The following is a 21,258-nucleotide window of genomic DNA, read 5'->3' as shown; positions in this document are numbered from 1 at the left end:
ACCGCGCAGAGCTGCGGCCATGCCCGCAGGTGCGATTGAGCCGGGGAACGCCCCACAGGTGGGGCGAGCAACATCGGCGGCTGGTTGTTAAAGAGCGGTGCTCGCCTTCCCCATTCCGACTTTGTGGCGGTAACGTCTCCCGCTTGAGGCGATGCCCTGACTGCTGGCTGCGGGTCCGTGGGGTGAAGCAGCCATATGCATGGCGTTAAGTGAACTATACATATCAGGCGGAATGAATGTCAAGTGAACTAATCATTCGCGGGATTGAAAGTGTCTAGCCGGCTGCGCAGGGCGAAAAAAAACCGCCTATTGGGCGGTCGGTTTTTGTATAGCTGGCTTGCTATCCCCGGCGGTAGTAGCGCCGGTGTTCCATCATGGTGCCAATGATGATGAGCGGTTCTTGCCTGCTGTACAGCGTCGGGAAGTCCTCATTGAGGGGAACGAGTTCAAACACGTCGTTCCCATTGTCGTCAATGCCACGGGGGCGGTACTTCTTGAAGGTCGCTTCGTAGCCGCCATTGCGCGCAACTACGAAATCCCCAGGCTGCGGGCACACTTCCTGGTCCACGATGATCCGGTCCCCCGGCTTGAAGTCAGGGAACATAGACATTCCCGCAATTTCAAGTGCGAATGCGTGTTCCGACAGATCCATGTCGGTTAGCAGGTATTCCAAGGCTTCTCCCGAGAAGGCGGCGCCTATCTCAGTAAGTTCGCCGGCCTGAACGTAGTTTATGAGTGGTACACGCCTCGATCCTATGGATGATGGGACCACGTTGCTATCAAAATCGGGTGACAGGAGTGCAGCACCTGGCTTCTTGGACCCCTTACCGCTGCCCAGCCAGATTGGATTCACTCCCAGAGCTTGCGCCGCCGCCAAAAGGTTATCGGCGGTCAGTTCTTTCGTGACCCCGTTAAACCAAAACGAAACCGCCCCTCGCGACAGTCCGACGCGGCGGGCAAGTTCCGATTGAGATATTTGGGAATCGGCGAGCGCCTCTCTAAGGCGTTCTTGCAGTGTGCTCATGTTTAGTAGATTAACCGCTTGAATGTTTAGTGTGCTTGCCATATCATTTGTCTAGTTCACTAACCAAACCATCGAGCAAAAGCCGTATGACTAAACAAGAGGCGATTCGGGCATTCGGAAGTGGCGCGGCCCTGGCGCGCGCCCTCGGGCTCACGCGGGGCGCCATTTCGCAATGGCCGATGCAGCTGGATCAGACTCGGGCGGATCGCGTCAGCGGCGCCGCACTTCGACTTGGGAAGCGGCTTCCAAGTGAATGCAGCAAGCCGGAGCCTACCCATGCATAGCCGCTCCCGAGACCTAGAAAGGCAGGTCCGTCTCTTTAGGCAGCGTCTTGTCGATAGAGAGCGACATCTTGGTCGTGGTGGAAAACGCAACGCCATCGCCAAAGTTCATTTCATGGATTCGGACCTCGACTGCGGAGCCGCAAAGCTCTGACAGAGCTTTGGCGATAGCGGTCTGAATCTCTTCGGTCGAGTGTTGTTTTAGGGGGATATCAAACATGGAAGGCTTTCCTTTCGATAGTGAGGTGCCGGTTTTATTGCTCATGGGATGCGCCGAAATTTTCGGGCACCGCCAGATGGGCGAGCGGGCGACCAAATTGTATTTCCAGGCCGTCGGGTGTGGCGATGCCGACCGATTGGCGGACGCGCTGCGGCACGTCCTGCGTCATGGCAACCACTTTCCGACACCCCGGGAACTGCGAAACGAGCTGGGAATTGAAGCGCGGAGCGAGCCCTCCCATGCATAACCTCTACGCCCGCTTCTTGCCATGGCTGCGCCGTATGGCATTCCAACGCCATGCGGCGGAGTCTAGCGATCTACAGGCGGTCGTCGTGCAGATCGTTTTAGATGATCTGAGGAAGAACGGCCGGCTCGCACGAGCTCTGCGGGGAATGGTCAGCCCTGCGTGTTCGGTGACGTTGCAAAACCGAGGCGGATGGCCCACGACGGCGCATGCCCGGCCGATACCGCAGCCGGTGGTACCAGCCAAGCCCGGCGACAAGGTGCAGATCGGCCCACTCGACGTTTGAAGGATGTTTTCCATGCTGCGCATCTTATGGACGGTGCGGCAAGAACGAAACCCTGATATTTCCAGATTCCAAGGTAAGACCTAATGACTAGCCGCCTGAACTCCCACAACTGGCTTGATGTTCTCTACAACGATGTCCGCAGTACGCCTGGGGGCGTGAAAGATGCGGCGCTGTTCTTGACGGAACGCCGCGGCAAGCAGATCCACTACGAATCCCTGCGTGCCAAGCTGAATGGCCAGGAAGGCGAGTCGATCACGTTCGAAATCGCCGACCTGCTGACCGAGTGGATGTCGCAGAAGGCGGGGGCGGCTGCGTACGCGCATCGGTGGGCGCAGACCTATGCGACGGTCGAACATGGGCTGACCTGCCTGGACGTGCCGCCGCCTCCTGAGGGCGGATGGCCGGACGAACTGAAGGCCGTCTTGCAAAAGGTGATGCAGGCGGGTGCGAAGGTCGGTGGCTTGAATACTTCGACGCTGGAGGCGCTGGCGGATGGTCATATCGACGCCAATGAGCGCAGTCAGCTGTACGCGCTGTTCATGGAGTTGGCCGTTCTCGCGTTCCGTGGCGCCCGCAACGTGTCGAGGGTGCAATGCTGATGCGCGGCCATTCTGGCGTGCCCGTGCGGGTGCGGGTCCAGGCCACGGAGCGTAAGGGGGCGGCGCTGTCGCGCGCGGCTGCAATGATGTGCAACGGCGCGAAGTTCCAGCGGTGGGTTGTCTCCCGCATCGGCGCCGCCCCTGAGGGCGTGTCGCCTGGCCAGCACGCTGCGCAATATGTGCGCGACATGTGCGGGATCACCAGCCGGGCGGAACTTGACCACAACGCCCAGGCGGCAACGCTGTTCCATGAAGCCGTGCGCAAGCCCTTCGTGAAGTGGAGCGGCATCTATGGCTGACTGCCTGCACATGTTCAGGGGCTACCGCGTGCCGCCGGAGACGGTGGAGGCGGTCCGCCGGGCCATTATCGAGACGCCGCGGCGGATCGATGTCCGGGCCTTGCGGGAGGCTGTCGAACCGGCGCTAGTGCCGGTCAACCCCTGGCCCAGCACCACGCGAAGCGAAGCCGCCCGCTGCGCGGTCAGCGCCTTCCTGTTCGACGCAGTTCGGGCCGGCCTAGTCAAACGGCGCGTGAACGCCTTGCAGCTTCCCGCCTGGTGGCGCGTCCGCAAGCCCACGGGGGCGGTATGTCGTTGATGCGCCGGACGCCGCTCAAGCAGAAGACGTCACTGAAGCGCGGGGCCCCGATGCGCCAGCGCTCCGGCATGAAGGCCGCTGGGAAGCGTATGCCCAGCCGCCGCGCCAAGCCGCGTGCCACCAAGACCATGTATCGCAACCCTGGCTTGCTGGCCCTGGCAAAGGGCATGCCCTGCAAGATCCGCGTACCTGGCGTGTGCTGCGGCGACCGCAGGACCGTTGTTGCATGCCATTCGAACCAATCGCGCCACGGCAAGGCCGGCTGGCTGAAGGCGCATGACTGGGCCACCGCCTGGGGCTGCGTGGCGTGCCATGCCTACATCGACCAGAACGCCACTGGCGCGACCTACGAAGAGAAGGTCGCGCTGTGGGAGGCTGGATTTCAAGAAACCCGCTTGTCCCTGATTGTGCTGGGCCTCTGGCCTCTTGAGGCCGAGATTGGGTATTTGAGCTTGTATGGAGAGTCGCCATGAGCGTGAAAGTCATGGGGATGGTGTTTGAGCGGTATCCCAACGGGGGCGGGGAGATGATCCTTGCGCTTGCGTTGGCGGACCATTCGAGCGATCAAGGTACGGGGATCTATCCGTCCATCGCGTCCCTGGCCGAGAAGACCCGCCAGTCCGTGCGCGCCGTCCAGTACCAACTGCGCGGCATGGAAAAGGCCGGCTGGTTGATCCTGGTGAATGCGGGCAATGGCGGCCGCAATCAACGCCGCGAATACCGGATTTCCGAGGCTTGGATAAAGGGTGCAGATTTTGCATCCCTCAAGCCGGCGGCCCCGGAACAAGAAAACGGTGCAGATTTTGCACCACCCGAAGCAGCGGAAAAGGGTGCAAGCCACGACACAAAGGGTGCAACTGACGACGTAAAGGGTGCAAACGACGACACGAAAGGGTGCAACGGGTTGCACCCGCATATAACCGTCATAGAACCGTCAGAACCATCAAGAACCGTCACAGGCGCGCGCAAGCGCTCGCCGGGGTTCGATCCGATGTGCGTGGAGTTGCCTGTTTGGCTGGATGCGGAATTGTGGGGGCGCTGGGCGCGTCATCGTGCACAGCTTCGCAAGCCGCTGACCGAAGAAGCCGCCAGGCAGCAGGTCAAGGACCTGGCGAACTTCCGCCAGCAGGGCCACACGCCGGAAGCAGTCATCGAGCATGCCATCGGCAAAAGCTGGCAGGGCCTGTTCGCACCGAGCGGCACCGCATCCGGGGGCGCGCCGCGTCCCGGCAAGTTCAATCCCACCGACTACGTAAACCGCAATCGAACCTCTGGAGGCCCCGACTATGACGACGGTCGCACAATCGACGCCTGAGCGCTCCGCCTGGGCTGTCCCGCTGGCGAAGCTGGAAGGCATTTCGCTGATCGACCACCTGTGGAACCGGCTCTCGGGCACGTATGGGGGGCGCTGGCTGAAGGACTTCCCGGACATGCAGAGCATCGAGAACTGGAAGGCGGCATGGGCGGAAGCGTTCGACGAAGAGGGGCTGACGCCGCGCGACGTGGCTGAAGGGCTACGAGCCTGCCGCCGCATGTTCCCGGACTGGCCGCCCGCCGTGGGCGAGTTCATCCAGGCGTGCCGGCCGGGCCTGATTCCGGAAAACGCTTTCCACGATGCCGTTGCGGGGATGACTGCGCGCCGCCGTGGGGAAATGGGGCAATGGAGCCATCCGGCCGTGTACTGGGCCGCCGTGCGTGTCGGATCCCATGACTTGCTGAACTGCGGGTACTCGGTGATGCAGTCGCGCTGGGAACGTGCCCTGTCGGACGAACTGGGGCGGGGCGAATGGGCGGCCATCCCTGCGCCCGCCGTCGCGTTGCCCGCGCCGGGGGCGACCCATGCTACGCCGGCAGAGGCCGCCAAGGCGCTGGAGGCGATGGGGGCGGGCGCGATCCTGAATCAATCGGGCCGTGATCCGCTGCGCGGGTGGAAGCGGGTGATTACCGAAACCGAGAACCCGAAGGGCAAGCGCTACTCGCCAGGGATCATTGCCATGGCGCGCAATGCGCTGCGCCTGGGCGTGGACCAGGGGGCGCAGGCATGAGCGCGATGCAGCGGAACAAGGGCGCGGCCTATGAACGCAAGGTGGCGAACTTGTTGACGGAGGCGACCGGCACGACCTGGCGTCGCCGGGTGCGCAATCAGGCGGGTGATAGCGACGTTGTGGCCGATGAGCCCGCATTTGCGCTGATCAGCGTCGAATGCAAACACGCGAACACGCTTTGCCTGCCGGCCTGGTGGCGTCAGGCCCAGGACCAGGCGGGCGCGGAGGGCGTGCCGGTGCTGATCTACAGGCAGACGGGGGCGCGCGGCGAATCCGTGGTGGTGGACGCGCACCACATGAACCCGAAGATTTATCCCGTCCGGGGGCGGCACACCGTCACCCTCGGATGGGAAGCGGCAATGCAATGGATGCGGGAGAAGTTGCCCGCGAAAGTGACTTATTCCCCGGAGATTATTTGATGACGACGATGACTATTTCCCGGCTGCCCGCGGTGCCGGCCGTGAAGCCGAAGGCCGAGCCGCTGTTCAAAAGCGCACATGCCGCGCTGGTGTTCGCGCTCCAATACTCAAAGCAGCAATATGACCGGCCGATGATGAATCGCGTCGCCGCTGGACCATCTGCGCACGAAGGTAAGGGGCTCTCTGGTATTGATGGAGCGGGCCAGGCTGGCATGATCCGTGCCGAATTAGAGCGGTTGTCGAAGCTCCAGCAAGCAGTCTTAATTGCCGCCGCCGCGGATCAACGAGTGGCCTGCGAATGTCGCGCGTCTTGCTGCGTCGGTTGGAAAGTCAACCCGGAGTGGGCTGATGCCATTTCTGATTTGACCGCCGCAGCGGCATCCGCCGCATTGTCCGGGTGCGTGTCCAATGGGCGCCTCAGGTCGGGGCTTATTCAGCGCATGTTCGGAGTGAAAGCGAGTTTGGTGGATTTGGCTGAACGGTGTCATGTTGATCCCGATACAGCGGGCTCGCACAACGCGAAAATAAAGAAATGGCTCTTTGGGGGGGCTATTGCGCGCGGGCTTGGGCCTTCTGTTGGCCTCCATCAGCAGGCGCACCAAGCGATTTGCGAACGCTTAGTGCGCTGCGGCTGGATTGACGCCCCGCCCGCCCAGGGGCAGGCTACTGTGGGCTGAACCAACAAATTGCTTCAGGGGGCGGCGTGGTTGGCTGCCCGCGCCGCATATTCGCGTTGATAGAAGCGATATATCACTTTGTGAAGGATGGGCCCAAGCTTGTGGTTCTTCACTGAGCCCATATAGGCAATATGCTCCAGGTTGCCGAAATTCTGTGGTGTCAGAAATGCAGCTGCGTCTTCAAGAAACTGATCTAGGAACGCGAACGCAGAGGGGAAGGCGTTAATTTTCGTGGTAATGGCCGTCAATGCTCTACCCTTGACACTTGCGGCATCGAGTTTCTGGAGCTCCTGTATGGTCGCAAGTAGGTCGTGTTCGATCGTATTTGCAGCTTTTGGATAGTCGCGGAGTGCATTGATTCCTTGAACGGTAGCGATGGTCACTAGGTTCGCGCGTTGTTTCGTGTCGGTTGCAAGCTGTTGCTCCGCGGCAGTCAGTTCCTGGCGGACCCGCACCCTACCGCCTTCTCGGATCAATAGTTCCGTGGCGCGATTGATGTCCGTATCCCGCCGAAGTGCGGATCGAATTTCCGCTAAGGCGGGATACACGGAATCAACTGCGCGCTTCAGGGCGTGACACCGGGCAAGGCTGACCTCGGCGCTCTGTTGAAGTTCCTGAATGGACTGCCTGCGCTTCTGCTCATCTACGCGTGCCGTGAAGCGTGCAACCATTTCCGTGAAGTCTACTCCCAGCTCACGCGCTCCACAGACGTTACCGCAAATGGTCTCCACGCCTTGCTTTGTCGAGATTACATAGCCGCGTTGGTGCAACTGGTTGCAGTTATTCAGGCCGCAGCGAAGCTGCATTTCTCGATCGAAGTCATACCCTCCGATGATGCGATCTAGGTCTCCATTGGCTACTTGAATCTGCGCCTGGAAATTCTCTCTCCCGGTGATTTCTTCATGAGACTTGAACAGAATTGCCACGTCACCAATATTCGCCAATCATGCCTCCGTATTTTTGCTCCGCGATGCGGTGTCGAAAGGACGCTACAGATAATACGCAAATTGGCCAGCTTAGGCGTGTGAGGCGCCTGGTCACTAAAACTATTGACGGTTCCGTTTTTTTAACCGAAGATACGTTCCTAACGGATAAGGTGTATTACTTCGTCCAGACAAACCCGCCACGCGAAAGCTGGCGGGTTTTTGCATTTCTGCCGGCATGCTCATGGTGAGCCGCCGGCCTTCCAAGCCGCGTAGTGAGGGTTCGATTCCCTCTGTCCGCTCCACACAAGCCACAGCCCCGATACGGATAGTCCGGTCGGGGCTTTTGCATTCTCCGCCCTCCCGCTACCGAGGGTCGTGCGCTGGGCATGGCGTGCGGGGTTGGTCATCGCGCCGGGCGGTGTGCAGTAGGTAGCACCCGGCACCAATTCAAAGGGGTCAGTTATGGCAGCAGTTCCCGAAAGTGCGTCGCCCGCGCCGTCGCCCAGGCTGGGCCAGAAGCCGCGCTACGTCATATCCCAGAAAGGGACGCGCACGACAGTGAGCGTGGATGGCGTGGCTATCCGCCGCCTATCGGGAGCGAGCGTGACGTTCGAGCCGGGCGGGTTGCCTAGCCTCACGCTGTCCTTGATCGCGCGGGATGGTGAAGTGGAGTTCGATCAGGCCCGAGTCGTCATCGCTGGAGTGGATATGCCCGAGTGCATCAAGCAAGCCCTGTTCCTGCATCTCAGTGATCTGTATGAGGTTGGGCAGGTCGAGGTCACGTCTCTCGAAAGCGAATGCTGCGAGTATCAGCGGGTCGCGGTGGCGCGCTGATGCCGACCCGCCCCGGAAAGCTGAAGCGGGTAGTGTCGACCGCTAGGCATGAGCCAGAGCCTCCCGCTTACGGTCAAGGCCGCGGCGGTCGGCCATGGCGCCGGCTGCGTGATCAGATCATGGAGCGCGATGGCGGGCTATGCCAGTGTGAAGCCTGCCGCGCACGGTTGCTCCCACGGGTCGCCCATGAGGTCGACCACATCGACAACACGAGGGACGCGTCCGGGAGGCTGAACGATCAGCCCAGCAACCTGCGCGCGATGAACCGAGACTGCCACGCCGAGAAGACCCAGGCAGAGGCCTTGCGCGCAAGGGAGCGGAAAAACCGTCCTGGGACCCCGAGGGCGTGACCTGAGCGGGGAGGGGTGGGTCGAAAGTCGGGCCGATTTTGCCGGACACCCGACGCCCAGCCTTTTTTTTGCGCAGTCATATCAGAAAAACGCGTTTTTTTGGAGGCGATATGGCCCCACCGAAGAAGCCGGTCCAGCTGAAAGTTGTGGCCGGCACAGCGCGTGCGGACCGAGACTCCCAGCCGGAAACTCAAGCAGTTGAACTGGAGTTGGTCTTGGATGTGCCGGAGGCGCCTGACTGGCTGCCGAACAAGCACGCCGAGGCCGAATGGCATCGGCTCACCCGCATCTTGCATTCGAACCGCCTGCTTACCGAGGCGAGCCTGTCGCCATTGGCGATGCTCTGCGCGCTACACGGGAAGCTGGTGCAACTATGGATGGCTGGTGAAACCCCTACCGGTCACATGCTCGCGCAATACCGCGCCCTGGTTGGCGAATTCGGCCTCACGCCTGTCGCTCAGGGAAAGGTGAAGGGGTCCGCCCCTGTCGCGCAGACTGGCAACAAGTTCAAGACCAATGGGAAGCGACGCAGCGCGTGATTATGTCGGCATTGCCACCAAGTACGCCCAGGCGGCGGTGGCCGACAAGGGGCGCAAGAAGCATGGGCGTTGGATACGTCTCGCGGCGAAGCGGTTCCTGGATGACCTGAAACGGGCACGGCGTCGCGGAACGCCGTTCTTCTTCGACGAGTGGCATGCAAACGATGCGTGCGATTTCATCGAAAAACTGCCGCACGTCGAGGGTAAGTGGGAAACGCCCACCATCGTCATGCACCCGAGCCACGTGTTCTTCGTGGTGCAGCTGTTTGGATTCCGGCGGCGCGAGGCCATCAAGGTCGACGGCTGGGGTGACGACGACACATTCCATCCCCGGCGCTTCACCTCGGCGCTGTTCGCGGTGGCGCGAAAGAACGCCAAGAGTACGCTGGCCTCGGCAATCTTGTTGTACTGCCTGTGCTGCGAGCCGGAAGAGGGCGCGCAGGTTATCAGCGCAGCCACCACCTTCGACCAGGCCAGCATCATCTTCCGCGCCTCCAAGCGCATGGTGGAGAAAACGCCGGACCTAGCAGAAGCCTTCGGCCTAGCCACATGGGCGAAGTCTATAAGCCGCTTCGAGACGGGCAGCAGCTACAAGGCCGTTCACGCCAAGGCCAGTACGCAGGATGGCTTGAACCCGTCCCATACGGGGCTGGACGAGATCCACGCTCACAAGACGGCCGACCTGTTAAACGTGCTGCAGTCGGCCGCTGGCGCGCGGGCAAACCCGCTCTGGCTGTTCACGACCACCGAGGGATACACGAACGCCGGCCCTTGGGCCGAAATCCGCGGATTCGTGTTCGCGCTGCTGCGCGGAGTATTGGGCACGCAGGCTGACCACTTTCTGGCCTTGTTCTACGCACTGGACAACGAAGACAAGTCCGCGAAGATCACGCAGGACGACGAGTTCGACGAGTCGAAGTGGATCAAGGCGAATCCGCTGCTGGATGTCAATCCGCACCTGAAGGCGGCCATCCGAAAGGAGGCCGTTGAAGCCAAGCAGATGCCATCCAAGCTGGCGGAATTCCGCATAAAGCGGTGCAACAGGCCGGCATCGACCGCCAGCGGCTGGGTCGACCTGACCAAGTGGGCCAAGTGCGGCGGCGCTGTTGATTTGGACTGGCTGGCGGGCTACCCATGCTGGGGCGGCCTGGACCTGGCCAGTACCACGGACATCGCCGCATTCCGCCTGTTGTGGCTTGTCGAGGGTGTCTGGTACACGCACGGCTGGCGCTGGGTGCCATCCGAGGCGGTGAAGCAGCGCACCGAGCGCGCCACAGTGCCGTATGCCGGCTGGGTGGAGGCTGGATACTTGCTCCAGACTGAAGGCGACGTGACCGACTACTCGGTCATCGAGCGCGACATATTGGCCGCGGTGCAGCGCTTCGACCCGCAGCAGATTGCATATGACGCCTGGAACGCGGCCGACTTGGTGAACCGCTTGGTGGCGGCAAGCGTGCCGATGGTGCAGTTCGTGCAGGGCACCAAGAGCTACCACCCGGCGATGCAAGCGCTTGAACTGGCCTATGTGGGCGGCAAGCTGGTTCATGGCGGCGACCCAGTGCTGACATGGTGCGCTTCGAATCTAGTGGCGCGCCGCGACGTGAACCTGTCCATGGCACCGGACCGGAAGCGTTCGGCGGACAAGATTGACGATATGGCCGCGCTGCTGATGGCGATGGGCTTGGCCGTGGCCTCGGATGACGCCGAGGACCTTTCAGACTTCTTTAAAAACGCGGTGATCGGATGAAACATAAAGCGCAAAAGGTCGGCCGGCTCCGCGCCGCGGTGCTGGGCTGGCTTGGCGCGCCGTTCGGCCTCACCGACGCTGGCGCGTGGGCCCGGCTCGGCGTCAGTAGCTCGGCGGGGGTCAATGTCAATGACAAGAACGTCCTGCAACTCTCGGCCGTCTGGGCGTGTGCACGGCTTATCTCCGAGACGATTGGTACGCTGCCACTTGGCATGCATGAGCGCGCGAGCGGTGGTAAGCGGCCGGCGCCTCAGCATCCGCTGAACTTCATCATCGGCACCCAGCCGAATCCCGATTCAGTGTCATCGGTTTTCTGGGAGGCGGTGGTGGCGGCAATGCTCTTGCGAGGCAACGCGCATTGCGAGAAGCTGTTGGTCGGCGAAAGGGTTGTCGGCCTCCAGTTTCTATACCCGGGGCGCCTGACGGTCTCGCGGAAAGGCGATGGTTCGAAGGAGTATCGGTACACCGATGACGACGGCCGGCAGCGTGTAATCCCGGCGACGAAGGTATGGAGAATCCCGGGCTGGTCGCTCAATGGGAAGGATGGCGTGTCGGTGGTTCACTACGGCGCCCAGGTCTTCGGTTCAGCGCTGGCCACGGACGAGGCGGCGGCGGGCGTTTTCAAGCGCGGCCTGATGCCGACAACCTGGTTCAAGTACCCGAAGATCTTGAAGGACAATCAGCGCGAGGAAGCCCGGGAGATGATCGAGGGGCGGTTGTCGGGCGCGGTAAACGCCGGGCGCCCCGCGATTCTCGAAGCCGACATGGAGGTCGGCACGATCGGCATCAATCCCATTGACGCGCAGTTGTTGCAGTCGCGCGGATTCAGCATTGAGGAGATCTGCCGCTGGTTCCGTGTGCCGCCGTGGATGGTCGGGCATACCGAGAAGTCGACCAGCTGGGGAACGGGCATCGAACAGCAGATGATCGGCTTCCTGGTGTTCACGCTAAGCCCATGGCTCAAGCGCATCGAGCAGTCCATCGTGAAGGATCTGCTGATGCCCGCGGAGCGAGTACGGTACTACCCCAAGTTTGCTGTCGAAGGCTTGCTGCGTGCCGACAGCGCCGCCCGAGCTTCCTTCTACAGCGTCATGGTGAACAACGGCATCCTGACCCGTGACGAAGTGCGCGAGTTGGAAGACCGCGCGCCCATGGGCGGCAACGCTGCAGTTCTGACCGTGCAGACGGCGCTTACGCCGCTGGACAGTCTGGGCAGCAATACAGCTGACCAGCAGGCCCGCAATGCGATGGCCAACTGGCTGAAAGACATGATGGCCTCGACGGCCGACACCTGAGGTATCCCCACATGAGCAAGAAGAACCTGCCGGCCGCTCCGGCGGGCCGCCCCTGCGCGGCTGTTTCGGCCTACATGTCTCCCCGCGCCCTGGAGCGCTGGGACGCCGGCGTCCGTGCAGCGGTCGAGGATGATGCAGAACGGACGATCAGCGTTTACGACGTGATTGGCTATGACTGGTGGACAGGCGAAGGCGTGACTGCCAAGCGCATCGCCAGTGCGCTGCGCAGTATGGGTGCGGGCCCCGTCACCGTGAACGTGAATAGCCCCGGCGGGGACATGTTCGAGGGACTGGCCATCTACAACCTGCTGCGCGAACACCAGGGCGAGGTGACGGTCAAGGTGTTGGGTCTGGCCGCCAGTGCCGCCTCGATCATCGCCATGGCGGGCGACAAGCGCCAGATTGCTCGCGCGGGGTTCCTGATGGTCCACAACTGCTGGGTGATCGCACAGGGCAACCGACACGATTTGCGCGAGTTCGCCGACACGATGGAGCCCTTCGACGCTGCCATGGCAGACATCTACGCGGTCTCTAGCGGCCAGGAGCTGGCCGAAGTTCAACGCCAGATGGACGGCGAGACGTGGATAGGCGGCAGCCAAGCCATCGACCAGGGCTACGCCGACGAGTTGCTGCCGTCCGACCAGGTTGGCAAGGGCACCAGCGGCACGTCCGCCAGCGCGGTGCGCCGCATCGAGTCGGCAATGCGGGCGGCGGGCCTGCCCCGTAGCGAGGCCCAACGCCTGATCTCTGAATTCAAGTCCAGCCTGAGCGATTCGGCTGGCAGCGGTGTGCGTGATGCCACCGGACGCGGCATGGGTCACCCGGCTGCCCTCAGCACCACGGCCGATCTGGCCGCATCTCTCACAACGATCCTCAAGTAAGGAACACATCATGACGCCGGAACAACAAATCGAACAGATCAACGCCAGCCTGAAAACTGTCAGCGACCAGCTGAAGAGCATGGCCGAGAAGGCCAACGCGCGTGGCACGATGGACCAGGAACTGCGCGCCGATATCGACAAGACTCTGACCACGCAGGGTGAACTGCAGGCCCGCCTGGCCACCGCCGAACAACTCCTGGCGAAGTTCCAGAATGGTGGCGGCGAAGGTGCACGGCCCAAGTCGATGGGTGAGCAGTTCACCGAGCGCGAGGACTTCACCGCCTTCGCCTCCAATCCGCGCGGCAAGTTCCGCGCGCCCGTCAGCGCCGAGATTAGCACCACGACGGCCGGCGACCTGGTCGTTCCCCAGCGCGTGCCCGGCATCGTCGCGCCGCCCAGCCAGCAGCTGCGTGTGCGCGACCTTCTCAGCTGGGGGCGCACCTCGTCCAATGCGGTGGAGTTTGTGCGGGAAACCGGCTTCACCAACAACGCCGCGCCCGTGGCTGAAGGCACCCTCAAGCCCGAGTCGACGCTGATGTTCGAAGATGCGTCGGCGCCCGTGGCCACCATTGCGCACTGGATCCGCGCGACGAAGCAGATCCTGTCCGACGTTCCGATGCTGCAGTCGTATATCGACGGCCGCCTGCGCTATGGCCTCAAGCTGGTCGAAGACCGTCAACTGCTCAAGGGCAGCGGCGTGGGCCTGAACATCGACGGGGTTTACACGCAAGCCATCGCCTACGCCAATCCTGGTGTGGTGGTGCAAGCCGAGAACCGCCTGGACCGCCTGCGCCTCGCCCTGTTGCAGGCCGAGCTGGCCGAGTATCCCGCGGACGGCATCGTGCTGTCGCCCATCGACTGGACGGCGATCGAGCTGCTGAAGGACACGACGAACGGTTATCTGTTCGCCAACCCGCGCTTCGTCACGCAGGCCGGCCTGTGGGGACGCTCCATCGTCACGACCACGGCCATGGACGCGGGCGACTTCCTGGTCGGCGCCTTCGCCATGGGCGCGCAGGGCTGGGACCGAGAGGACGTGAATCTCACGGTTTCGCTGGAAGACCGCGACAACGTCGTCACCAACCGCGTGACCCTGCTGGTTGAAGAGCGCGTGGCGCTGACCGTGTTCCGGCCTGAGGCGTTCGTCAAGGGCGGCTTCGACGGCCTCGACGTGCCGGCCGGCGGTTGAAGCAAATGGGCGGCGGTCAACCGCCGCCCATCCACCAGGAGATCCACATGGAAGTGAAAGCAATATCCCCCTTCGAGCACATGGGAACGCGCCGTCGCGGTGATGTGTTCGAAGTGTCCGAACGAATCGGCGAGCGTCTGGTCCAGAAGGGCCTGGCGGTGCTCGTCTCCCCGACGGTCAAGGAGGCCGCATCCGGTGACCCCGCGGACGACTCCACCGGAGCCGGCGAGCCGAGTGCCACTTCGCGGCGCGCTCGGGTCAAGAAGGATTGACCATGTCCGTGATCAGCCTCGAAACCGCGAAGCGGTTCCTGGATGTCATTCACAACGCCGACGACGCGAAACTGCAGATGCTGCTGAACAGCGCCGAGGACGAGGCGGTGCAGTACATGAACCGGGGCCTGCTGGAGCCAGTCCCCGCCGCGATCCTGGTGGATGGCGTGCTGGTCGACGCTGATCCGCTTACTGCGCCGCTCGACAGTATGGTGCTGGGTGTGATGCTGCTGCTCCAGGCCTCGTATCAAGCCAGCCCCGACGACATCGCCAAGCTGCGTGCCGCGGCCGAAGTGAAGCTGGCGCCGCACCGCATTGGATGGGGGGCGTGATGCTGGCTCACCGACTACGCCACCGTGTGACCTTCGAGGCGAAGGGCGATCCCGTGCGCGACGAGAACGGCTACATCGTGCCGGGCAGCGGCGGATGGCAGATCGTGGTGCTGGACGACGGCTCGCGGCTCGAAGATGTGCCCGCCGAGGTCCTGACGGGTCCAGGCCGCGAGTTTCAAGGCGGGAACGCGACGCAGGCGGAGGTCGGCGCGCGGGTGAACCTGCGCTGGTTTCCGACCAGCCCAACCCTGCTGGCGTCCTGGCGCCTGCGCTGGGACGGCCAGATCTTCAATATCCAGTCCGCCGAGACGGACGCTACGGCGCGTCGCGAGTGGCGGCTGCGTTGCGTGGATGGACCGAGCGAGGGCCAATAGCCATGAATACGCAATTTCCTCCTGTGCGAAGCCCGTCCTTGCCGGCACGCGGCACAAATTCGCAGATGGACCGCATCGAAGCGAGCCTGGCTCGTATCGAGGGAAAACTCGACGTGCTGCTGGAGGCGCTGGCCGCAGATGGCGAGTTGGAAGAACCGCCCGCGATGACACTGGACGGCGAGATGGCAGGGGAGGCCCGGCCGGAAGGAGAGCCGCTGTGAAAGTCGAAATGAAGTTGCGCGGCGTCGATGAGGTGATGCGCACGCTTCAGTCGCTGCCCGCCGAGGTCGTCTCCAAGCGCGGTGGGCCGGTGAAGACTGCGTTGGCGCGTGGCGCCCGGTATCTGCGAGACAGGGCCAAGGAAAACCTCCAGGCCTCGATGGTGAATACCGGGGACGAATCCAGCGGCTTGCTGCTGCAGAACGTCATCGCCAGCCGTGGAAAGCCCCCAATCGGCAGCAAGGGCGAACGTTACCTGGTTCGCGTGCGCCAAAAGACCTACACGCGCAAGGGTAAGGAGCCCGTGACGACCCGCAAGACGGCGGCGCTCAAAGAGTACGGATCCAGCCACCAGCCCGCGACGCCGTGGCTACGGCCTGCGGTCCAGCAGCACGGCCAGCGAGTCATCGAACTGGTGAGCACTGACGTGGCGCGCCAGATCGAGAAGGTCGTCGCCAAGGCCCGGCGTGAAGGGAGGCTGTGATGCTGGCACCCGTATTCAAGACGATCAACACGCCGGCGGTGCGTAGCCATGTCGGTGCAAACCCGAGAATCTACGTGTCGGGCATGGCGCCGCAGGGTACGCCGACGCCGTACATCACCTGGTTCACGGTCATCGATAGCCCCTACGACCAGCTAAGCGGGCCTCCTGATGCCGACAGCGGCACGGTCCAGATCGACTGCTGGACAGGCCCGGACGATAGCCAGGAGGCCGTCTGCATATCGCTGGCGGGGGCGGTGCGCGATGCGCTGGACGCGGCTGGCATCGCCAATCGCATCATCGTCCACACCCGAGAGACGGACACCAAGCTGTTCCGCATTGGGCTACAGGCCGACTTCATCAGAGGCCGGTAAGCCGTCTGTTTTCCTACCCCTTTAGCCCGCCATGTGCGGGCCTTTTTATTTCGAGGTCATCATGACTGCTGGCGTTATCAAAACCCAGGGCACTCACCTGTTCGTGCTCAACACCCTGGCCACCCCGGACCCGGTCATCCTGAAGATGGCCTGCCCCACGGGCATCACGGGCATGGGGGCGGGCACCAAGTCGCAGATCGACGTTACCTGCCTGGATGCGACCGAGGACCAGGAGTTCATTCCCGGCCTGGGCGCGCCCGGCCAGGTGTCGGTCCCGTTCAACTTCATTCCGACGGCTGAATCGCACCAGGGCATTCTCACGGATCTGAAGGAGTCCGGCGCCGTGCTGGACTGGATCACGGGCTTTTCCGACGGCGTGGCTCCGCCCACTTTGGATGCCGGTGATGTGCTCGTCTGGCCGGTAGCCCGCACCGCAGCCCGCTTCCAGGCGTACATCGCGGAGGTGACGATCGATGCCGCCACCAACGACCGCGTGACCGGGACCCTGACGCTGCAGCGTTCGGGCAAGGTGGCCTGGAACTTCAAGCCGGCGGCGTAAGGGGGGCAACATGGAAAAGCAAGAACTCCCCGACGCGCTCTTCGTCAGCGACCAGGTTGTCGATCGCGAGGTCGAACTGGGCGACGGCAAGAAGCACAAGCTGTACTTCAAGGCGATCAGCCACGTCGAGTTCAACAAGTGGGTGACTGCTCTCACTTCGCCGGACGAAGACGTGCGCGATCGTGCGCACAGCCGCCTTGTCGTCGCCAGCATGGTGACGGCCGACGGCAAGCCGGCGCTGGACCTGGAGCGAGCCAATCGCATCAAGCCCAAGGTGCTGCGCAAGCTGTCGGAAGTGATCGCCGACATCAACGACTTCGCGGACCTGCGGGGAAAAGGCTAACGGGCGAGATCCGCTTCTGGCACATCCTGGCCCTGGGCCTGGGGCGGACCATCGGGGAACTGAAGAGCGTCATGACGGAGCCCGAATTTCGATCCTGGCAGCAGTTCTACCAGGAGTCTCCCTTCGACGACCTGCATCGGTACCACCGCCCCGCGGCCATGCTGGCGCACGTCCAGGTAGGCGGGGATTTCCCTGCGCGCCTGGATTGGCTCGTCGGCGGTTTGGGTCTTCGGCAGGACGACGACCCTATGCCGTTGCTCTCGGACCAGTTCTCTGAAGCGGACCTCAAGTCGTTCGCCGCCCTTGGAATGAAGCCCTCGCGGGCATAGTAGGTACATGAAATGTCAACTGCCGGATCAATCGTGGTCGACCTGCTGGCTCGGACCGGCAGCTTCGAGACCGACATGGACCGCGCTGCCCGTACTACCCGTCGGGCGGGGCGCGAAATGGAACAAAGCGCTGAGCAGGCCGGCTCGTCCTGGACGCGCGCCTCTGCCCTGATTGGGGCGGCGTTTGCTGGCATCTCGGCCGGTAGCGTGCTGACCGCGTTCGTCCAGAACACGATCAACGCACAGAACGAGCAGGCGCAGCTGGCCGCGGTGCTGGAGTCGACGGGCCGCGCGGCGTCTATGAGCACTGACAGCCTGAACGCCATGGCCGACGCGATTGAGTCGGCCAGCACGATCTCGGCCGGCGAGGTGAACGAAGCGCAGACTGCCCTTTTGGCCTTCACCGGGGTTGCTGGCCAGGAGTTCCCCCGTGCAATGCAGGCGGCGGCCGATATGGCGGCGCGCACCGGCATGACGATTCGCGCTTCTGCGGAAACCATCGGTCGAGCGCTGGACATTCCCTCCCAGGGACTGGCCGCGCTAAGCCGGCAGGGGTTCCGGTTCACGGAGGAGCAGAAGGCCCTAGTCGAGCAGCTGGAGCTCTCCGGTCGCACCGCGGAGGCCCAGGCCATCATTTTGCGCGCCTTGGAGGAAAGCTACGGTGGCGCGGCAGCTGCTGCGCGCGATACGCTGGGTGGCGCGCTGCTGGGTCTGCGCAATACGGTGTCTGCGCTACTGACGGATGAGAGCGGCAGCCTAACCTTTCTGCGCGATGTCGTAGAGGGGCTGAACTCTGCACTGGGATCCGACGCCGCCAAGGCTGGGCTCAACGCCCTGACGGTGGCTGCTGGTGGCCTGGCTGCGGTTATCGGTGCAAAGCTGGCGGCGGCAGTGCTATCAGCCGGCTTGTCGATGACGGTGTTTGCGGCTCGCGCAGTCGCCGCTTCGACCGGTATGGCTGGCGTGGCGCTAACCCTCGAAGTGGCAGCCTCCAGGATGGCAGCCATGGGGGCAGCGTCTCGACTGGCAGCAGCGGGCCTCGCCATGGTCGGCGGGCCTCTCGGTGTTGTTGCGCTTACGGTTGGTGCTGCGGGTTATGCGTGGCTGCAGTACGGCCGGGATGCACGCGATTCCGCGTCGGCTGGCGCGCGCGAAGTGGCTGATACCAGGCGAAGCGTCGACGAGCTGCTGACGTCATTCCAGAAGCTGAACGACCTGCAACGCCAGCAGGTCATCAGCATCAAGACGGATGACCTGAATGCGGCCCTCAAGGAAAGCCAAGCCGCAATCTTCGAACTGGGGAATGCCTTCACGCCGGCGCTGACCGAGGGCGCCCGCGCGGCTGCTCAGTACCGCGCCGACTTCACCGCGGAAATGAAGGCGGTGGCGTCCGATACCAGCCTGTCGTCCGAGCAGATGGCCGCCTCGCTTGCCGCCTTGGTCGAGTCCTACGTCTCGTCGGGTCGCGCCAGCGAGTCGAGCCGCGGGCGGCTGGTTGAGTTTGCGCAGAAGGTGATCGAAGCCTCGGGGAACGTTGCCGGGTTGCGCCAGGAGATCGAGGCGCTGACGGGGGCGCAAGCCGCCGCGGCGGGTGGGGTGGCGCCGGTCATCAACGAGCTGGACAAGTACCGGGCCGCCTACGACAAGTTCCTGAAGGAGTTCGCCACGCCCGGCGAGCGACTGAAGGGGGCGGAGAAGGAGTGGCGCGCCGCGCTGGGGCCCTTGTTCGACAGCGATGCGCAGAAGCGGCTGAACGACCGGTTCCTGCCGAAGGGTAGCGCGCAGCAGGCGAGCGAGTTGCAGGGCTTGGTCAAGCGCCTGGAAGAGCAGCGCGCGACGCTGGGCATGACATCCGACGCCCAGGAGCGCTATCGCATCGAGCAGGCCAAGGGGTCGGAGGCGCACCGCGCCCGCGCCATCGCGCTGTTCGACGAGATCCAAGCCTGGAAGGAGGCCGAGGAGGCCACCAAAAAGGCCGCTGAGTCTGCGCGCTACTTCGACGCGGTCCAGCGTGAGATAGACCTGTACCAGCGTGAACGGGACATCGAGGTCGCGGGCGTCGGGATGACCGACCAGCATCGCGAGCAGTTGGAGCAGGAGGTGGCGATTCGGCAGAAGTACGCCGAGCGCCGCCGCAAGCTGGAGGAGGACCAGCAGGTCGAATCCACGCGCCTGGACCAGGCTGCGTACGCGGCGCGAATTGAAGCCTTGCGCGATGCTGAAGATCGCCAGGTAGCAATCCTTCAGGATTCCGCCGCCCGCAAGCGCGAGGCGGAATCCTCGTGGCAGTTGGGCATGTCGCGCGGGTTGGGGAACTACGTTGACAGCGTGCTGAACGTGGCTTCGTCAATTGAAGGTGCGGTGACAAACGCGTTTACCGGCATGGACGACGCGCTGACGGGGTTTGTCCGTACCGGGAAACTGAGTTTCAAGGATCTTGCCGACAGCATCATTTCCGACATGGCCCGAATTGCCATTCAGCAGAGCATCACCGGCCCCCTGGCTGGCGCCCTGGGCGGCTTGCTGGGCAGCTGGATGGGCAGCGGTTCCGCGGTATCCGGCTCAAGCCTGCAGGGCATTGGCGGCACTGCGGGCGGATTGCTGGACAGCATCCAGTTTTCCTCGGGCGGCTACACCGGGGACGGCGGCCGCTTCGAGCCGGCCGGGATTGTTCACCGCGGCGAGGGCGTGCTGAACCAGGACGAGATCCGTGCCCTGGGTGGAGCGAGCGGCTTCCACGCTTTGCGGCGCTCCATTCGGACGGGCCACGCGGTAGGCGGGATGGCTGGATCTCCAGCGCTTCCACCGCCAGCTGGCCGCGCGCAGTCGGGCGGCGCTCTGCAAGTGGAGATCATCAACAACGGTACGCCGCAGCAGGTGACGGGCGTGAATCGTCGCTTGGACGTGAGTGGCGAAGTGATCAGCATTGTCGTGAGCGACTTGCAGCGAAATGGCCGATCCGCCCAAGCGGTGCGCGGCGTAATGGGAGGGTGACATGGCGGTATTTCCGAGCTACGCAAAAGTGCTGCTGGAAGGCTTCAAGGAGGATGCCGACTATGGTGTTCTGCGCACCGACATGGACGGCGGCATCACCAAGCAGCGGCGGCGCTGGACCACGCCGATCGTCACCCGCGACGTGGTTATTCATGTGGGGAGCGTGGCGCAGAAAAACGCATTCGATGCATGGATGAGGTCCGACTTGAACGGCGGCGGCGGGTGGTTTGGTTGGACTGACCCGCTTGACTTGGTGCTCAAGCAAGCGCGGTTCGTGTCGGGGAAGGTTTCCTGGTCCAGCCCAGGAAGGGTATGGCGGGCAACGGCTCAGCTGGAAACGGTGGGCTGATATGAGCCGGAATTTTTCCCCCCGGGCCAAACGCAACCTCAACGCGACCAGCGCGGACGAGCCGCTCCTGGAACTGATCGAGATCACGCATTCGGATCTGGCGGTGCCGGCGCGATTTGTGAACGACACAGTGGATATCGATGTGGAGGGCCACAAATTCCTCGCTTGCCGGTTCGACCTATCGCTGCCGGATGACCAGCATGAGCAGGTGCCCGGCGCGAAGCTTGAGGTCGACAACATCGGTCGAGAGTTGACGGAATGGCTTGAGGTGAGCCAGGGTGGCGCCGGCGCTCGGTGCCGCCTCATCCTGGTGCTGCGTTCAAACCCCTCCAATCTGGAATTCGATATGACGATGGACCTGGCGGGCCTGTTGATCTCGAATTACCGGGTGTCCGGCGAACTCGGTTTTAAGAACACGTTGATGCAATCCGCAGTGGCGGTGCGCTTCGATCCGACCACTTCGCCTGGGAATTTCTAAG

The 21,258-nt window shown here is 63.1% G+C and carries 33 protein-coding genes; 29 read left to right on the top strand and 4 right to left on the bottom strand.

The window, feature by feature from the left end; translation table 11 throughout:
- Nucleotides 1–340: 340 nt before the first annotated feature.
- A complete protein-coding gene (locus ADE01S_RS09370) occupies nt 341–1,024 on the bottom strand; it encodes a LexA family protein (protein ID WP_062681412.1) in 684 nt (227 codons plus the stop codon).
- An 86-nt stretch (nt 1,025–1,110) separates the two neighbouring features.
- On the opposite strand from ADE01S_RS09370, the gene ADE01S_RS31185 reads away from it, so the two are divergent.
- Complete coding sequence (locus ADE01S_RS31185) at nt 1,111–1,308, top strand: Cro/CI family transcriptional regulator (protein WP_075873259.1); 198 nt, start codon at nt 1,111–1,113, stop codon at nt 1,306–1,308.
- A gap of 13 nt (nt 1,309–1,321) precedes the next feature.
- Here ADE01S_RS31185 and ADE01S_RS09365 read toward each other — a convergent pair whose 3' ends face one another.
- Together ADE01S_RS09365 and ADE01S_RS32055 are read right to left on the bottom strand one after the other, a co-directional pair.
- Entirely contained in the window at nt 1,322–1,570 is a 249-nt protein-coding gene (locus ADE01S_RS09365; protein ID WP_131828719.1) for a hypothetical protein, read from the bottom strand.
- Complete coding sequence (locus ADE01S_RS32055) at nt 1,560–1,694, bottom strand: hypothetical protein (RefSeq protein WP_255220860.1); 135 nt, start codon at nt 1,692–1,694, stop codon at nt 1,560–1,562. The genes ADE01S_RS09365 and ADE01S_RS32055 overlap by 11 nt, the downstream gene beginning before the upstream one ends.
- Nucleotides 1,695–1,764: 70 nt before the next feature.
- Here ADE01S_RS32055 and ADE01S_RS31530 point away from each other — a divergent pair, with 70 nt between their 5' ends.
- The 9 genes from ADE01S_RS31530 to ADE01S_RS31180 all read left to right on the top strand — a co-directional run bounded on the left by ADE01S_RS31530 (nt 1,765) and on the right by ADE01S_RS31180 (nt 6,392).
- On the top strand, nt 1,765–2,055 hold the full coding sequence (locus tag ADE01S_RS31530) for a hypothetical protein (RefSeq protein WP_131828718.1): 291 nt from the start codon (nt 1,765–1,767) through the stop codon (nt 2,053–2,055).
- Between the two features lie 83 nt (nt 2,056–2,138).
- Nucleotides 2,139–2,654 carry a hypothetical protein gene (locus tag ADE01S_RS09360; RefSeq protein WP_062681410.1) on the top strand — a complete coding sequence of 172 codons (516 nt, stop codon included), beginning with the start codon at nt 2,139–2,141 and terminating at the stop codon, nt 2,652–2,654.
- Entirely contained in the window at nt 2,648–2,953 is a 306-nt protein-coding gene (locus ADE01S_RS09355; RefSeq protein ID WP_062681409.1) for a hypothetical protein, read from the top strand. The genes ADE01S_RS09360 and ADE01S_RS09355 overlap by 7 nt, the downstream gene beginning before the upstream one ends.
- Complete coding sequence (locus ADE01S_RS09350) at nt 2,946–3,251, top strand: hypothetical protein (RefSeq protein WP_062681408.1); 306 nt, start codon at nt 2,946–2,948, stop codon at nt 3,249–3,251. The genes ADE01S_RS09355 and ADE01S_RS09350 overlap by 8 nt, the downstream gene beginning before the upstream one ends.
- A complete protein-coding gene (locus tag ADE01S_RS09345) occupies nt 3,242–3,724 on the top strand; it encodes a nuclease domain-containing protein (RefSeq protein WP_062681407.1) in 483 nt (160 codons plus the stop codon). Before ADE01S_RS09350 ends, ADE01S_RS09345 begins: the two co-directional genes overlap by 10 nt.
- On the top strand, nt 3,721–4,566 hold the full coding sequence (locus tag ADE01S_RS31525; protein ID WP_131828717.1) for a phage replication initiator YdaU family protein: 846 nt from the start codon (nt 3,721–3,723) through the stop codon (nt 4,564–4,566). Before ADE01S_RS09345 ends, ADE01S_RS31525 begins: the two co-directional genes overlap by 4 nt.
- On the top strand, nt 4,538–5,296 hold the full coding sequence (locus ADE01S_RS09335) for a replication protein P (RefSeq protein WP_062681405.1): 759 nt from the start codon (nt 4,538–4,540) through the stop codon (nt 5,294–5,296). Before ADE01S_RS31525 ends, ADE01S_RS09335 begins: the two co-directional genes overlap by 29 nt.
- Nucleotides 5,293–5,715, top strand: a complete 423-nt coding sequence (locus ADE01S_RS09330; protein WP_242663389.1) for a putative PDDEXK endonuclease — start codon at nt 5,293–5,295, stop codon at nt 5,713–5,715. Before ADE01S_RS09335 ends, ADE01S_RS09330 begins: the two co-directional genes overlap by 4 nt.
- Nucleotides 5,715–6,392 (top strand): hypothetical protein, encoded by a 678-nt coding sequence (locus tag ADE01S_RS31180; protein ID WP_075873257.1) that lies wholly within the window; start codon nt 5,715–5,717, stop codon nt 6,390–6,392. The genes ADE01S_RS09330 and ADE01S_RS31180 overlap by 1 nt, the downstream gene beginning before the upstream one ends.
- A gap of 14 nt (nt 6,393–6,406) precedes the next feature.
- On the opposite strand, the gene ADE01S_RS09325 is transcribed toward ADE01S_RS31180, so the two are convergent.
- Entirely contained in the window at nt 6,407–7,336 is a 930-nt protein-coding gene (locus tag ADE01S_RS09325) for a hypothetical protein (protein ID WP_115599002.1), read from the bottom strand.
- A 444-nt stretch (nt 7,337–7,780) separates the two neighbouring features.
- Between ADE01S_RS09325 and ADE01S_RS09320 the strand changes: the two genes are divergently transcribed.
- The 19 genes from ADE01S_RS09320 to ADE01S_RS09240 all read left to right on the top strand — a co-directional run bounded on the left by ADE01S_RS09320 (nt 7,781) and on the right by ADE01S_RS09240 (nt 21,257).
- Nucleotides 7,781–8,152, top strand: coding sequence for a hypothetical protein (locus ADE01S_RS09320; protein ID WP_062681402.1), 372 nt, complete (start codon nt 7,781–7,783; stop codon nt 8,150–8,152).
- The gene (locus ADE01S_RS32295; RefSeq protein ID WP_082775743.1) at nt 8,116–8,502 is read left to right on the top strand and encodes an HNH endonuclease; all 387 of its coding nucleotides are present in this window, start codon (nt 8,116–8,118) and stop codon (nt 8,500–8,502) included. The genes ADE01S_RS09320 and ADE01S_RS32295 overlap by 37 nt, the downstream gene beginning before the upstream one ends.
- Nucleotides 8,503–8,612: 110 nt before the next feature.
- Entirely contained in the window at nt 8,613–9,041 is a 429-nt protein-coding gene (locus tag ADE01S_RS09315; protein ID WP_062681401.1) for a hypothetical protein, read from the top strand.
- Nucleotides 9,019–10,788 carry a terminase large subunit gene (locus ADE01S_RS09310; protein ID WP_062681400.1) on the top strand — a complete coding sequence of 590 codons (1,770 nt, stop codon included), beginning with the start codon at nt 9,019–9,021 and terminating at the stop codon, nt 10,786–10,788. Before ADE01S_RS09315 ends, ADE01S_RS09310 begins: the two co-directional genes overlap by 23 nt.
- Nucleotides 10,785–12,083 carry a phage portal protein gene (locus ADE01S_RS09305; RefSeq protein ID WP_062681399.1) on the top strand — a complete coding sequence of 433 codons (1,299 nt, stop codon included), beginning with the start codon at nt 10,785–10,787 and terminating at the stop codon, nt 12,081–12,083. Before ADE01S_RS09310 ends, ADE01S_RS09305 begins: the two co-directional genes overlap by 4 nt.
- Before the next feature lie 11 nt (nt 12,084–12,094).
- On the top strand, nt 12,095–12,964 hold the full coding sequence (locus tag ADE01S_RS09300) for a head maturation protease, ClpP-related (protein WP_062681398.1): 870 nt from the start codon (nt 12,095–12,097) through the stop codon (nt 12,962–12,964).
- A gap of 10 nt (nt 12,965–12,974) precedes the next feature.
- Nucleotides 12,975–14,153, top strand: coding sequence for a phage major capsid protein (locus ADE01S_RS09295; protein WP_062681397.1), 1,179 nt, complete (start codon nt 12,975–12,977; stop codon nt 14,151–14,153).
- A 47-nt stretch (nt 14,154–14,200) separates the two neighbouring features.
- Nucleotides 14,201–14,425 carry a hypothetical protein gene (locus tag ADE01S_RS09290; protein ID WP_062681396.1) on the top strand — a complete coding sequence of 75 codons (225 nt, stop codon included), beginning with the start codon at nt 14,201–14,203 and terminating at the stop codon, nt 14,423–14,425.
- Nucleotides 14,426–14,427: 2 nt separating this feature from the next.
- Complete coding sequence (locus ADE01S_RS09285; RefSeq protein ID WP_062681395.1) at nt 14,428–14,757, top strand: head-tail connector protein; 330 nt, start codon at nt 14,428–14,430, stop codon at nt 14,755–14,757.
- Nucleotides 14,757–15,131 (top strand): head-tail adaptor protein, encoded by a 375-nt coding sequence (locus ADE01S_RS09280; RefSeq protein ID WP_062681467.1) that lies wholly within the window; start codon nt 14,757–14,759, stop codon nt 15,129–15,131. Before ADE01S_RS09285 ends, ADE01S_RS09280 begins: the two co-directional genes overlap by 1 nt.
- 65 nt (nt 15,132–15,196) lie before the next feature.
- Nucleotides 15,197–15,352 carry a hypothetical protein gene (locus ADE01S_RS31520; protein ID WP_156494253.1) on the top strand — a complete coding sequence of 52 codons (156 nt, stop codon included), beginning with the start codon at nt 15,197–15,199 and terminating at the stop codon, nt 15,350–15,352.
- Nucleotides 15,349–15,834: a hypothetical protein gene (locus ADE01S_RS09275; RefSeq protein WP_062681394.1), complete on the top strand. Its 486-nt coding sequence runs from the start codon at nt 15,349–15,351 to the stop codon at nt 15,832–15,834. The genes ADE01S_RS31520 and ADE01S_RS09275 overlap by 4 nt, the downstream gene beginning before the upstream one ends.
- A complete protein-coding gene (locus tag ADE01S_RS09270; protein WP_062681393.1) occupies nt 15,834–16,205 on the top strand; it encodes a DUF3168 domain-containing protein in 372 nt (123 codons plus the stop codon). Before ADE01S_RS09275 ends, ADE01S_RS09270 begins: the two co-directional genes overlap by 1 nt.
- Nucleotides 16,206–16,266: 61 nt before the next feature.
- Nucleotides 16,267–16,764, top strand: coding sequence for a phage tail tube protein (locus ADE01S_RS09265; RefSeq protein ID WP_075873267.1), 498 nt, complete (start codon nt 16,267–16,269; stop codon nt 16,762–16,764).
- A gap of 10 nt (nt 16,765–16,774) precedes the next feature.
- Nucleotides 16,775–17,107, top strand: a complete 333-nt coding sequence (locus ADE01S_RS09260; protein WP_062681391.1) for a hypothetical protein — start codon at nt 16,775–16,777, stop codon at nt 17,105–17,107.
- 71 nt (nt 17,108–17,178) lie between these two features.
- Nucleotides 17,179–17,436 carry a phage tail assembly protein T gene (locus ADE01S_RS09255; protein WP_062681390.1) on the top strand — a complete coding sequence of 86 codons (258 nt, stop codon included), beginning with the start codon at nt 17,179–17,181 and terminating at the stop codon, nt 17,434–17,436.
- A gap of 33 nt (nt 17,437–17,469) precedes the next feature.
- Complete coding sequence (locus tag ADE01S_RS09250; RefSeq protein WP_062681389.1) at nt 17,470–20,430, top strand: phage tail tape measure protein; 2,961 nt, start codon at nt 17,470–17,472, stop codon at nt 20,428–20,430.
- 1 nt (nt 20,431) lies between these two features.
- Complete coding sequence (locus tag ADE01S_RS09245; protein ID WP_062681388.1) at nt 20,432–20,779, top strand: hypothetical protein; 348 nt, start codon at nt 20,432–20,434, stop codon at nt 20,777–20,779.
- A 1-nt stretch (nt 20,780) separates the two neighbouring features.
- Nucleotides 20,781–21,257 (top strand): DUF1833 family protein, encoded by a 477-nt coding sequence (locus ADE01S_RS09240; protein ID WP_062681387.1) that lies wholly within the window; start codon nt 20,781–20,783, stop codon nt 21,255–21,257.
- Nucleotide 21,258 lies beyond the last annotated feature (1 nt).

This window comes from Achromobacter denitrificans NBRC 15125 (assembly GCF_001571365.1).
Taxonomy (GTDB): Bacteria; Pseudomonadota; Gammaproteobacteria; order Burkholderiales; family Burkholderiaceae_B; genus Achromobacter; species Achromobacter denitrificans.
This window is presented reverse-complemented; position numbering and strand designations above follow the sequence as displayed.

Bases quoted from the DNA above. Each gene is read 5' to 3' on its own strand.
- ADE01S_RS09270 (WP_062681393.1), top strand. From the start codon at position 15,834: ATGCTGGCACCCGTATTCAAGACGATCAACACGCCGGCGGTGCGTAGC.
- ADE01S_RS09295 (WP_062681397.1), top strand. From the start codon at position 12,975: ATGACGCCGGAACAACAAATCGAACAGATCAACGCCAGCCTGAAAACT.
- ADE01S_RS09290 (WP_062681396.1), top strand. From the start codon at position 14,201: ATGGAAGTGAAAGCAATATCCCCCTTCGAGCACATGGGAACGCGCCGT.
- ADE01S_RS09345 (WP_062681407.1), top strand. From the start codon at position 3,242: ATGTCGTTGATGCGCCGGACGCCGCTCAAGCAGAAGACGTCACTGAAG.
- ADE01S_RS09365 (WP_131828719.1), bottom strand. From the start codon at position 1,570: ATGAGCAATAAAACCGGCACCTCACTATCGAAAGGAAAGCCTTCCATG.
- ADE01S_RS31180 (WP_075873257.1), top strand. From the start codon at position 5,715: ATGACGACGATGACTATTTCCCGGCTGCCCGCGGTGCCGGCCGTGAAG.
- ADE01S_RS31520 (WP_156494253.1), top strand. From the start codon at position 15,197: ATGGACCGCATCGAAGCGAGCCTGGCTCGTATCGAGGGAAAACTCGAC.
- ADE01S_RS32295 (WP_082775743.1), top strand. From the start codon at position 8,116: ATGCTGCGAGTATCAGCGGGTCGCGGTGGCGCGCTGATGCCGACCCGC.
- ADE01S_RS09370 (WP_062681412.1), bottom strand. From the start codon at position 1,024: ATGAGCACACTGCAAGAACGCCTTAGAGAGGCGCTCGCCGATTCCCAA.
- ADE01S_RS09285 (WP_062681395.1), top strand. From the start codon at position 14,428: ATGTCCGTGATCAGCCTCGAAACCGCGAAGCGGTTCCTGGATGTCATT.
- ADE01S_RS09305 (WP_062681399.1), top strand. From the start codon at position 10,785: ATGAAACATAAAGCGCAAAAGGTCGGCCGGCTCCGCGCCGCGGTGCTG.
- ADE01S_RS09265 (WP_075873267.1), top strand. From the start codon at position 16,267: ATGACTGCTGGCGTTATCAAAACCCAGGGCACTCACCTGTTCGTGCTC.
- ADE01S_RS09280 (WP_062681467.1), top strand. From the start codon at position 14,757: ATGCTGGCTCACCGACTACGCCACCGTGTGACCTTCGAGGCGAAGGGC.
- ADE01S_RS31525 (WP_131828717.1), top strand. From the start codon at position 3,721: ATGAGCGTGAAAGTCATGGGGATGGTGTTTGAGCGGTATCCCAACGGG.
- ADE01S_RS09310 (WP_062681400.1), top strand. From the start codon at position 9,019: ATGGGAAGCGACGCAGCGCGTGATTATGTCGGCATTGCCACCAAGTAC.
- ADE01S_RS31185 (WP_075873259.1), top strand. From the start codon at position 1,111: ATGACTAAACAAGAGGCGATTCGGGCATTCGGAAGTGGCGCGGCCCTG.
- ADE01S_RS09350 (WP_062681408.1), top strand. From the start codon at position 2,946: ATGGCTGACTGCCTGCACATGTTCAGGGGCTACCGCGTGCCGCCGGAG.
- ADE01S_RS09300 (WP_062681398.1), top strand. From the start codon at position 12,095: ATGAGCAAGAAGAACCTGCCGGCCGCTCCGGCGGGCCGCCCCTGCGCG.
- ADE01S_RS09245 (WP_062681388.1), top strand. From the start codon at position 20,432: ATGGCGGTATTTCCGAGCTACGCAAAAGTGCTGCTGGAAGGCTTCAAG.
- ADE01S_RS09335 (WP_062681405.1), top strand. From the start codon at position 4,538: ATGACGACGGTCGCACAATCGACGCCTGAGCGCTCCGCCTGGGCTGTC.
- ADE01S_RS09240 (WP_062681387.1), top strand. From the start codon at position 20,781: ATGAGCCGGAATTTTTCCCCCCGGGCCAAACGCAACCTCAACGCGACC.
- ADE01S_RS09360 (WP_062681410.1), top strand. From the start codon at position 2,139: ATGACTAGCCGCCTGAACTCCCACAACTGGCTTGATGTTCTCTACAAC.
- ADE01S_RS09255 (WP_062681390.1), top strand. From the start codon at position 17,179: ATGACGGAGCCCGAATTTCGATCCTGGCAGCAGTTCTACCAGGAGTCT.
- ADE01S_RS09260 (WP_062681391.1), top strand. From the start codon at position 16,775: ATGGAAAAGCAAGAACTCCCCGACGCGCTCTTCGTCAGCGACCAGGTT.
- ADE01S_RS09320 (WP_062681402.1), top strand. From the start codon at position 7,781: ATGGCAGCAGTTCCCGAAAGTGCGTCGCCCGCGCCGTCGCCCAGGCTG.
- ADE01S_RS09355 (WP_062681409.1), top strand. From the start codon at position 2,648: ATGCTGATGCGCGGCCATTCTGGCGTGCCCGTGCGGGTGCGGGTCCAG.
- ADE01S_RS31530 (WP_131828718.1), top strand. From the start codon at position 1,765: ATGCATAACCTCTACGCCCGCTTCTTGCCATGGCTGCGCCGTATGGCA.
- ADE01S_RS09330 (WP_242663389.1), top strand. From the start codon at position 5,293: ATGAGCGCGATGCAGCGGAACAAGGGCGCGGCCTATGAACGCAAGGTG.
- ADE01S_RS32055 (WP_255220860.1), bottom strand. From the start codon at position 1,694: ATGACGCAGGACGTGCCGCAGCGCGTCCGCCAATCGGTCGGCATCGCC.
- ADE01S_RS09315 (WP_062681401.1), top strand. From the start codon at position 8,613: ATGGCCCCACCGAAGAAGCCGGTCCAGCTGAAAGTTGTGGCCGGCACA.